This window comes from Paenibacillus sp. J14, from assembly GCF_000518465.1.
GTDB classification, from domain to species: Bacteria; Bacillota; Bacilli; order Paenibacillales; family Paenibacillaceae; genus Fontibacillus; species Fontibacillus barengoltzii.
In genome coordinates this window covers 18,161-27,090 of sequence record NZ_JADQ01000059.1, presented here as the reverse complement: position 1 = coordinate 27,090, position 8,930 = coordinate 18,161, and the positions used below count along the sequence as shown (strand labels likewise).

The 8,930-nt window shown below is 50.9% G+C and carries 10 protein-coding genes; all 10 read left to right on the top strand.

Translation table 11 applies throughout. From position 1 onward, the window contains the following. The first annotated feature begins 427 nt into the window (after positions 1–427). Positions 428–1,300, top strand: coding sequence for a heptaprenyl diphosphate synthase component 1 (locus tag M891_RS0118700; protein WP_028539883.1), 873 nt, complete (start codon positions 428–430; stop codon positions 1,298–1,300). 12 nt (positions 1,301–1,312) lie between these two features. Next, the gene (locus tag M891_RS0118695) at positions 1,313–2,041 is read left to right on the top strand and encodes a demethylmenaquinone methyltransferase (protein WP_028539882.1); all 729 of its coding nucleotides are present in this window, start codon (positions 1,313–1,315) and stop codon (positions 2,039–2,041) included. Beyond that, a complete protein-coding gene (locus M891_RS0118690; RefSeq protein ID WP_028539881.1) occupies positions 2,034–2,906 on the top strand; it encodes a UbiA-like polyprenyltransferase in 873 nt (290 codons plus the stop codon). Before M891_RS0118695 ends, M891_RS0118690 begins: the two co-directional genes overlap by 8 nt. Beyond that, on the top strand, positions 2,906–3,523 hold the full coding sequence (locus tag M891_RS0118685; protein ID WP_016311792.1) for a UbiX family flavin prenyltransferase: 618 nt from the start codon (positions 2,906–2,908) through the stop codon (positions 3,521–3,523). Before M891_RS0118690 ends, M891_RS0118685 begins: the two co-directional genes overlap by 1 nt. Further along, positions 3,504–4,373: a menaquinone biosynthesis protein gene (locus tag M891_RS0118680; RefSeq protein WP_028539880.1), complete on the top strand. Its 870-nt coding sequence runs from the start codon at positions 3,504–3,506 to the stop codon at positions 4,371–4,373. The genes M891_RS0118685 and M891_RS0118680 overlap by 20 nt, the downstream gene beginning before the upstream one ends. Beyond that, the gene (locus M891_RS0118675; protein WP_028539879.1) at positions 4,370–5,344 is read left to right on the top strand and encodes a polyprenyl synthetase family protein; all 975 of its coding nucleotides are present in this window, start codon (positions 4,370–4,372) and stop codon (positions 5,342–5,344) included. The genes M891_RS0118680 and M891_RS0118675 overlap by 4 nt, the downstream gene beginning before the upstream one ends. A gap of 116 nt (positions 5,345–5,460) precedes the next feature. Beyond that, positions 5,461–5,904, top strand: a complete 444-nt coding sequence (gene ndk / locus M891_RS0118670; RefSeq protein ID WP_016311795.1) for a nucleoside-diphosphate kinase — start codon at positions 5,461–5,463, stop codon at positions 5,902–5,904. Next, positions 5,895–6,728 (top strand): CheR family methyltransferase, encoded by an 834-nt coding sequence (locus M891_RS0118665; protein ID WP_051417104.1) that lies wholly within the window; start codon positions 5,895–5,897, stop codon positions 6,726–6,728. Before ndk ends, M891_RS0118665 begins: the two co-directional genes overlap by 10 nt. A 172-nt stretch (positions 6,729–6,900) precedes the next feature. Continuing rightward, positions 6,901–7,074 carry a hypothetical protein gene (locus M891_RS25600; RefSeq protein ID WP_176221901.1) on the top strand — a complete coding sequence of 58 codons (174 nt, stop codon included), beginning with the start codon at positions 6,901–6,903 and terminating at the stop codon, positions 7,072–7,074. A 331-nt stretch (positions 7,075–7,405) separates the two neighbouring features. Beyond that, entirely contained in the window at positions 7,406–8,746 is a 1,341-nt protein-coding gene (locus M891_RS0118650) for a hemolysin family protein (protein ID WP_028539877.1), read from the top strand. The last annotated feature ends 184 nt before the right edge of the window (positions 8,747–8,930 follow it).

Genomic DNA, 8,930 nt, shown 5'->3' with positions numbered 1-8,930 from the left:
GGCTTCCCAAACGCGCTCAATGACGGGCATCGCCTCCTGGTAAGCTAATGGCCGATTACGTTTCGATTTCGCTGGTGTCAGCGCAGGAGGGTTCGTGAGAGCGCGGATAGCATGCTTCCGATGGCANCCCAGCACCTTCACGGCGTTGTCAAGGATTGCAGATTTCTCATTTCGCGATTTCGCTCTCATGTATTGATCAGCCAAGGTACGGATTACTTCACGTCGTGTTTTCATGCTCAGTTTCAAAACACATCCCTTCGGTAACATTTCGATGTGAGTGAACCGATGCCTCTTTAGTAACATTTTAACTGAGTGATCGCGACCTCTGTGCGCAGTGAAATAACATATGCTATAATAGACAAGATTGTGACATCTTTATTACTGAAAGATCAGTATGACTGAAAGATCAGCGGCTCGGAGGCAAAGGATGAAACCTTATCGCATAACAGAATTGGCAAATAAGTATGTCAGTTACGACATGATCACCGCATACACGGCGCTTCCGGAGTTTCCGGTGCCCCGTGTTCGTTTGCTTTATACGTTTTTAACCGAGCGGGAGGGGCTGTCGCCGGAGTCCGCAGAGACCTGCGCGCTGGCTGCGTTCCTCGTGCAGCTTGGTATGGATACCCATGATCGCATCGATCTGGAGTCCGGGCTTGGGGAAGCAACCCGCGCCATGCGTTCGCGCCAGCTCAAGGTGCTGGCGGGTGACTATTTCAGCGGTGTGTTTTATCATCTGCTGGCTGGAGCCGGGGAGATCCGTATGGTTCCGTTGATGAGCTCTGCCATTTGTGAGGTGAACCGCTTGAAGGTGCAGTTGTACAGCAAGTTGAAGCAGATGTTATTACCTGCAGAAGACTATCTGAAGGAATGCGTCCATGTCAAAATGGGGCTTTTTCTTTCTTTTACGGAAGTGTTGGACAAGTCGGTCCAAAGCTTATGGCGGAAGCTGCTGGCTGAGTTAAGCCGATGCGAAGTAATGCTGGAAGAAATTCGGTCCGCCTCTGAGTTGCCGCACGAACGCAAAGGTTATGCCTATTTGCGCATCATGGAAACCGGATCCTCCGAGGATAAAGCTGCGCTCTCCACCCGCAAAGTTGGCGAGCGGGACTGGTCGCTGATGCTTGTAAAATACAATATCAAGGAACAGCTGCTGTCCATGCTGCACCAATCGGTGGATCATGTTCAATCGCTGTTGCATGAGTGCAAGAAGGAAACTGCGCGTACGGAGCTCAAATCGATTCTTGAGCCGTTTATCGCCGCGCTTTCGCCATCACGCCGTTCCGTGCAAGAAGGGTAGGGAGAATAGCAAATGAGTCAAACATCTTCATCTGAGACCAAAGAGCAGTTCGTGCATTCCGTATTCGAGAGCATTGCTCCGAAATACGACATGATGAACGACTTGCTCAGCTTTAGACGTCACAAAGCGTGGCGGAAGTTCACGATGGCTAAAATGAACATGTCCCCCGGGCAGACCGCACTTGATCTGTGCTGCGGTACCTGCGATTGGACCATCAGCATGGCGGAAGCCAGCGGGGGGCCGATCGTCGGCCTGGATTTTAGTGCAAAAATGCTGGAATACGGACGTCTTAAGGTACAGGAACGAGGGCTGGACTCGCAAATCACCTTGGTTCAAGGGAATGCGATGGAGTTGCCGTTTGAAGACAACCGGTTTGATTATGTCACGATCGGTTTTGGTCTGCGTAATGTGCCAGATCTTCGCCAGGTGCTGCGAGAAATGCAGCGCGTAGTCAAGCCGGGAGGTAAGGTGGTTTGCCTGGAATTGTCCAAGCCAACCTGGCAGCCGTTCAAAGGACTTTATTATTTTTACTTTCAAAATGTGCTTCCGATGCTTGGCAAACTGGTGGCCAAACGGTATGAGCAGTACAAATGGCTGCCCGATTCCCTCGTCCAGTTTCCCGGTCGTTTGGAGCTGGCGGAGATTTTCCGGGAGACGGGACTTGCCCGGGTTGAAGCGTATCCTTTAACCGGCGGAATTGCCGCCTTGCATATCGGAACGAAGGAGACGCAACATGTTTAAGAAAATGGTAATTTTCCTGCAAATGATCAAATTTGAACATACCGTATTCGCTTTACCGTTTGCTTTCATGGGTGCGCTGCTCGGTTCTGAAATGATCAACCATGAGCTGCCGTCCTGGGCGCAAATTGGGTGGGTGCTGTTGGCGATGTTTGGCGCACGCAGTGCCGCGATGGGGCTGAATCGTCTCATTGACCGTGTCATCGATGCAAAGAACCCTCGTACCGCAAACCGGGCCATCCCGGCGGGACTTTTAAAAATCGGCGAAGTGGTGTTGTTCATCATTCTCTCCTTTGCTTTATTGTTCTGGGCCGCTGCCGAGCTCGACCCCTTAGCTTTAAAGCTGTTGCCAATCGCTGTCATCATGTTGGTCTTGTACTCCTACACGAAACGTTTTACATGGCTCTGCCACGTGATCCTCGGTCTGACGATTGGCTTAGCTCCTCTTGGCGGCTGGGCGGCTGTAACTGGACAAGTTGATTGGACAGCAATGGTATTTTATTTCACAATTACTTTTTGGATTGCCGGCTTCGATATCATTTACGCCTGCCAAGACGTTGAATTCGATACGAAGGAAGGCCTATACTCTATTCCTGTTCGGTTTGGAGTCGCTAAATCGCTGAAGATTGCTCAAGCGTTTCATATCATCACGGCGTTGGGCTTTATCGCCTTGCTGCTGTTGACGGATTTGGGCTGGTGGTATATCGTGGGCATGATTATAGCGTATGCCATTTTGTTCTACGAGCACCATATCGTGTCGCCAAGCGATCTTAGCCGCCTACAGACTGCATTCTTCACCATGAACGGTGTGCTGAGCATCGTTGTGTTTTCCTTCACATTGATTGATTTGGTGGTGCGACATTTCTAATGGATAAAGCGAAATCGATTGTTGTCGGCATTACAGGGGCCAGCGGTTCGATCTATGGTGTGAAGCTGATTGAAACGTTGCTGGGCATGAACTTCCTCGTGCATCTCGTCGTATCCAATGCGGGTTGGCGAGTGATCAAGGAGGAGCTCGGCTGGAACACGAGTGATCGGGAGGCGACGCTGAAGGAACATTTCGGTCAGCTTCCCGGGAAGCTGGTATACCATCCGATCGCAGACATTGGGGCTTCCATCGCCAGCGGCTCTTTCCTTACGCACGGGATGATTGTGATGCCCTGCTCTATGGGAACTCTGTCTTCGATCGCAAATGGAACGTCCGACAATCTGATGGCTCGGGCAGCCGATGTCATGCTGAAGGAAGGCCGGCCGCTTGTGCTGGTGCCGCGCGAAACGCCGCTGCATGCAATCCATTTGGAGAACATGCTGAAGCTGGCTCGACTTGGCGTGCGCATCATCCCGGCGATGCCGGCATTTTATTTCGGACCGCAGACCATTGATGATCTGGTTAAGTTTTTGGTAGGTAAAGTGCTCGATAATTTAGGCATTGAGCATGCCTTATTTAAGAGATGGGGGGAGCAAAATGAACAACAAGGAGAATGAAGAAGTCCTCATCGGCAAAATCAAATACAGCAACGTCTGGCCCGTTTTTCATTATTTTGACGAGACGCGACTTTCGCGAGCGAGCCAACTTATCACCGAGGTTCCATCGAAGCTCAACCGCCGGATGCTAGGGGGGACGCTGGATATTTCCCCGGTGTCTTCTTTTGCCTACGGGTATGGCTCGGAGCGTTTCCTGCTGCTGCCGGATCTGTCTGTCAGCTCCGATGGCCCGGTGGCTTCGATTTTGCTGTTTTCACGGAAGCCGCCAGAGGAAATCGGAAACGGGAAAATCGCATTAACGAATACATCGGCAACATCGGTCAACTTGCTGAAGATTATTATGGAAAAAGCGTACGGTGGCAAACCTGAGTATTGGGACAGTGAGCCTGATTTGGAGCTGATGATGGCCGAAAGCGACGGTGCGCTGTTGATTGGCGATCACGCGATTCAGGCCTCCTGGCGGGATCACGGTTATATCGTTACCGATTTGGGGGAAGTTTGGAAGTCATGGACCGGCTATGGGATGACTTTTGCGGTCTGGGCCGTTCAGAAGGCGTTTGCCGAAGCCCATGGCGACTTTTTGGCTGAAGTGGCGGAAGCTTTCGTGGAAAGCAAACGAATGAGCTTAAGCGATGTCTCCCCGCTCGTAGCCAAGGCTTGCTCCGAAATTGGCGGCACTGCGGAATATTGGCGGCATTATTTTACGCAAAACATCCGTTATGAATTTAACGAATCACACCGCCAAGGATTATCGTTGTATTTCGACTATGCCTATGAAATGGGACTGCTGGATCATCGAGTAGAGCTGGAGATATGGAGTGACAAATTGCTGACACGGGTGAAAGAATGAAACTACTGGATATTTTCGGTTCGTTAAAAAAAGATATGGATTTTATCGAGCGCCAGCTGTACTGCAGCATTGACGGCGATGACGATCTGCTCAGCGAGACGTCCCTGCACTTGTTGAAGGCAGGCGGAAAGCGGCTGCGGCCGGTCTTCGTATTGCTTGCCGGGAAGTTCGGGAACTATGACCTGCAAAGATTGCAGTATATCGCTGTGCCGCTGGAGCTTATCCACTCGGCGTCGCTCGTTCACGATGACGTGATCGACGATGCCGATACGCGGCGGGGCAAAGCGACGGTAAAGTCGAAATGGGATAATCGGATCGCCATGTATACCGGCGATTACATCTACGCCAAGGCCCTGATGCAAGTATCCGAGCTCGAAAATCCATACATACACCGTATTCTGGCTAAAGCGATGGTACAGATGTCGATTGGGGAAATGGAGCAGATCCGTGATTTCTTCAATACGGAGCAAAGCGTACGCAACTATTTGCTGCGCATCCGGCGGAAAACGGCTCTGCTGATCGCCATCAGCTGTCAGCTGGGAGCTATGGCGGCAGATGCTCCAGCCAAAGTGAGTGCACTGCTGTATCGGTACGGGTACAACGTGGGCATGGCCTTTCAGATCCGCGATGATCTGCTTGATTTATTCGGTACGGAGAAGACGATCGGTAAACCGCCGGGCAGCGATATGCGTCAGGGGAACATTACGCTTCCTGTGCTTTTCGCTCTGCAGGAGCCTGATTTAAGAGAGCCTCTGCTTCGGGAAATTCGCGGCATTCAAGCCGGTGACGGCAGCGGAGATGTGTCCCGTGCGATTGAAATGATTCGGACAAGCCCGGGGATTGGCAAGGCGGAGGCGCTTGCCGACCGTTATATTGCCAAAGCGCTGGCAGCATTGCAGCAGCTGCCGGATACATCTGCACGCTCCCATTTACATGACATTGCTGAATTTGTGAACAAACGCTCCTATTGATCTTATCGCTTTACCTGTTTGGATGGTTTCTGGTAAAATGCAGGTGAAACCGCCTTCCTGGAAGGCGCAATAAGGTTTGAAATGCAAATGATGCTGTTAATTTCGGGAGGGGAACCATGGAAAGAACGTTTTTAATGGTTAAGCCGGACGGCGTGCAGCGCGGATTGATTGGTAGAATTATCAGCCGGTTCGAGGATAAAGGATTTCAGCTCGTCGCTGGCAAGCTGGTTCAAGTGACAGAGGAGCAGGCGAAGAGACATTATGCGGAGCATGTGGGCAAGCCTTTCTTTGACGAACTGGTGGGCTTTATTACTTCCGGGCCGGTATTTGCCATGGTATGGGAAGGGGACGACATCATTAACTTGTCCCGTATGGTTATCGGCAAGACGAAAGTTACCGAGGCGCTGCCCGGTACGATTCGGGGGGATTTTGCCGCCCATACCCCATTTAATCTAATTCATGGTTCCGACGGCGTAGAGAGTGCGGAGCGAGAAATCGCCAACTTCTTTGAGCCTCATGAGCTACTACAGTATACGAGAAGCGTGAGCCCATGGATTTGAACCGGATTTTTCCCGACATCCCTCGGGCAGACAACACAGAGACGGCACCGGATCCGGATTATAACGGCTTTATTCAAAACATCAAAAAAAGCACGGGCATCGATTTAGCTCAATACAAGGAAGCACAAATGAAGCGGCGTCTAACGACGCTGCGTAATAAGAACGGCTATACCTCGTTTGCGGACTTTTACACGGCAATGCTGAGCAACAAGCAGTTATTTTATGAATTTTTGGACAAGATGACGATTAACGTATCCGAGTTTTGGCGCAATCCCAATCGCTGGGAAGTGCTGAGGGACTCGGTGCTGCCAGGGCTGGCGGCCGGGCGATCAAGGCTGAAGGTGTGGAGTGCGGCCTGCTCGACGGGTGAGGAGCCGTACACGCTGGCGATGATTCTCGCGGATCTGGGGCTTCTTGCTAACACCTATCTGCTGGCAACGGACATCGATGAAGGAGCGCTGGGGAAAGCCCAGGAAGGGTTATATCTCGATCGTTCGCTGAAGGATGTGCCGCAGGCAGTAGCTGAGCGTTATTTTACACCGGAAGGCCCAATGTTCCGTTTTGATCCGAAGCTGAAGAAGGCCGTCACGTTCAAGAAGCAAAACCTGCTGCTGGATACGTTCGAAGAAGGCTTTGACCTGATCGTTTGCCGCAATGTCATGATTTATTTTACCGAGGAAGCCAAACAAGGTCTTTATCATAAGTTTTCTCGTGCGCTGCGTCCCGGCGGCGTTCTGTTCGTTGGCAGCACGGAGCAAATCTTCTCCCCCGGCCAATACGATTTGGAAGCGGCGGAGACGTTCTTCTATCGTAAGAAAGGGTAAATAGAAAAACGTCCAGTTTGACCCGTCTAGGGTTGATTTGGACGTTTTTTTGTGTAAGGACTAACTTCGAAGTCGTTTTAACGTCTCTGAGCTGCTTCGTGATTAAACCCGTGGGTATAGAATGGGGTGATCTTTCCTATACTTGGATCATATAGCCAATGGAGGTCAGATCATGGACAAGCGAAAAGTGATCGAAGCTTATCGGCGCGGATTCTTAACGCCGCAGGAATGCGCGCAGGTGCTGGGTATTGAAGGCTCGCACCTCAAGCGGATGCTTGAGGATTTTCCGATGGATCCCCGGCGTTCCATCGCATTAGAAAATCAACCCGCTTCAGGCCTCAGATAAGCAGCGAGCGCCCGAACCCGTTATTTAGCGCCGACATCGCCAAGCAGGGCGGAGAACGGCGCTTTTTACGTTCTTGGTCATTCTTGGTAGAGGTGTTCTTGACAGCCGCCAAGGGGACTTTCTATAATAGTTATAAATTCTGGTCAGGAGAGATTTCATTCATGAACGATTCGGACGACCCGGAGAGTAGCAACGTATTACAATTGATTAATAACCTATTTGTAGGAGAATTTCAGGCATAGCCTGCGTCAATTCAGTGACGGCAGGTTATGCCTTTTTGCGTTTGTTTACCCGCTTGAGCGACGTGGGAAACTTGTGGAGGTGCATTGGATTGTTGGAACTTTTAGTTGTCTTCATCTTGATTTTGATTAATGCCTTTTTTGCTGCATCGGAAATCGCCTTGATCTCCCTGAATGATAATAAAATTAAAGCGATGGCAGGGCAAGGCCATCGGAAAGCAAAGGTCATCGTGGGTTTGCTTGGCGAGCCTAGCAAATTCCTGGCGACAATTCAAATTGGCATCACCCTTGCGGGCTTTTTTGCCAGTGCTTTCGCTGGGGAGAGCTTTGCCGACGACCTGGCGGCTTATTTAATCCGTATGGGGCTGCCGATCCCCGAAAACGTGCTGAGCACACTATCGCTGATCGTGATCACCTTGCTGCTCTCCTACTTCCAGTTGGTGCTGGGCGAGTTAGTGCCGAAGCGAGTCGCGATGAACAAGGCTGAAGCGATGGCGATGTTTGCGGCGACGACGTTGTCAGTGTTATCCAAGGTAACCTCGCCGTTCGTGAAGCTGCTGACCACGTCCACGAACTTGCTGGTGCGGTTGTTTGGCATCGATCCGAACGCCAAGGAGGAGGAAGTCTCCGAGGAGGAGATCCGTATGATGCTGGATACCGGTGAGGAAATGGGGACGATCCAGCCCAGCGAGCGTCTGATGATCAACAACATTTTTGACTTCGACAACTTGACGGTGTCTGATATTATGACACACCGGATCGACGTCGTGGCGATCCCGGTTGATGCCGACCAACAAACCGTGGCTGAAATCGCCGACAAGGAGCAATATACCCGCTTCCCAGTGTATGAGGATACGGTTGACAATCTGATCGGGATATTGCATAGCAAGGATTTGATCCGCTTTTTGCGTACGGGGGATAAGGAGAGCTGGAATTTGCGAGAGCTGGTGACGCCGCCTTATTTTATCCCGATCTCCAAAAAAACAAATGAACTGTTCGAGGAAATGCAGCAAAACCGCATTCACATGGCAATTGTCGTTGACGAATACGGGGGAACCGCCGGTATCGTAACGATGGAGGATTTGCTGGAGGAAATCGTCGGCAACATCTACGACGAACACGACGATGAGGAACGTGAATACGAGCAGGTTGGTGAAGGCAGTTATCTGTTCAGCGGTACGATGTCCCTCGACGACGCCCAGGAGATCTTGGATATTAAGCTTCCGATCGAACACTATGATACGTTAAGCGGGTTTATGATCGGACAGTTAAAGCGGATACCGACGGTAAATGAACGACCGGAATTTGAATACGAAGGTTATGTCTTTGCTGTTCGTGAAGTGGGCCAGCATCGCATTCGCAAGCTTTTAGCTACCCGACGGACTGACTCAGAGCAAGCATATGCAGTTCATCCTGTGTCCACAGATTCATAAGGATGTTTAGAGGCCCCCGGATTTTGGTGAACCTCGAAAAAGTGAGGGGCGAAAATCCGGGCCAGGCTTGGCCTCTTGCCGCGTGTAGGGGCGAAATCGGAGAGTATATGGACAGAATCAGTGAATCACCACGTGACAGAATGCATCAAACAATATTATAATGAGCAAAGACATCTTCGGCTTT

What these genes read in the sequence shown, in the direction of transcription:
- M891_RS0118675 (WP_028539879.1), top strand. Translation starts at nt 4,370, where the DNA reads ATGAAACTACTGGATATTTTCGGTTCGTTAAAAAAAGATATGGATTTT.
- M891_RS0118695 (WP_028539882.1), top strand. Translation starts at nt 1,313, where the DNA reads ATGAGTCAAACATCTTCATCTGAGACCAAAGAGCAGTTCGTGCATTCC.
- M891_RS0118685 (WP_016311792.1), top strand. Translation starts at nt 2,906, where the DNA reads ATGGATAAAGCGAAATCGATTGTTGTCGGCATTACAGGGGCCAGCGGT.
- M891_RS0118690 (WP_028539881.1), top strand. Translation starts at nt 2,034, where the DNA reads ATGTTTAAGAAAATGGTAATTTTCCTGCAAATGATCAAATTTGAACAT.
- M891_RS25600 (WP_176221901.1), top strand. Translation starts at nt 6,901, where the DNA reads ATGGACAAGCGAAAAGTGATCGAAGCTTATCGGCGCGGATTCTTAACG.
- ndk (WP_016311795.1), top strand. Translation starts at nt 5,461, where the DNA reads ATGGAAAGAACGTTTTTAATGGTTAAGCCGGACGGCGTGCAGCGCGGA.
- M891_RS0118665 (WP_051417104.1), top strand. Translation starts at nt 5,895, where the DNA reads ATGGATTTGAACCGGATTTTTCCCGACATCCCTCGGGCAGACAACACA.
- M891_RS0118700 (WP_028539883.1), top strand. Translation starts at nt 428, where the DNA reads ATGAAACCTTATCGCATAACAGAATTGGCAAATAAGTATGTCAGTTAC.
- M891_RS0118680 (WP_028539880.1), top strand. Translation starts at nt 3,504, where the DNA reads ATGAACAACAAGGAGAATGAAGAAGTCCTCATCGGCAAAATCAAATAC.